Source organism: bacterium (assembly GCA_030018315.1).
In the GTDB taxonomy this organism is placed as follows: domain Bacteria; phylum Hydrothermota; class UBA3073; order JACQXS01; family JAGMCI01; genus JASEGA01.
Window position 1 is genome coordinate 1 of sequence record JASEGA010000073.1, and the last position, 521, is coordinate 521.

1 protein-coding gene and 2 tRNA genes are annotated in these 521 nt (G+C 47.0%); all 3 read left to right on the forward strand.

The features are described from left to right. Window positions 1-218: DHHA1 domain-containing protein (locus QMD71_10105; GenBank protein ID MDI6841176.1), on the forward strand; the 218-nt coding region annotated here is incomplete at its 5' end. Between the two features lie 12 nt (window positions 219-230). After that, window positions 231-304: transfer RNA gene (locus tag QMD71_10110), tRNA-Cys, on the forward strand. A gap of 10 nt (window positions 305-314) precedes the next feature. Next, window positions 315-398 (forward strand) — tRNA-Leu (locus QMD71_10115). Window positions 399-521 lie beyond the last annotated feature (123 nt).

Below are 521 nucleotides of genomic sequence, written 5' to 3' on the forward strand. Positions count from 1 at the left end.
TTATTTCTGCGGCCTCTCAGGCAAATTTGGGACTATTTTTAATTGAATACGAGAAAGGAAAAATAAAGGGCAGCTTGAGATCAGAGCCTTTTAAAGGAAAAAGTGTGGACAAAGTTGCAGAAGCTCTGGGAGGAGGTGGCCATCCCTATGCTGCCGGTTTCAGCCAGGAAGGAACCATTGAAGAGGTCTTGAAAAAAGTGCTGGATTTGTTAGAATAAAAGATGGTACGTGGCCACGTAGCCAAGTAGTCTAAGGCGGCGCTCTGCAAAAGCGCTATACGCGAGTGCAAATCTCGCCGTGGCCTCAAAATTTTTGCCGGGGTGGTGGAATGGTAGACACTAGGGACTTAAAATCCCTTGAAGCATAGCTTCGTGTGGGTTCGACTCCCGCCCCCGGCACAAAAAAGCCACCTATCAGGGTGACTTCTTGTTTTACAGAGGTGCGACCTCCGGAAGTTAGCTTTCTAAAATCTCGACGTAGGTTCTTTTTACTCCAAAATCCTTTGCTTCCCAATAAGAGGG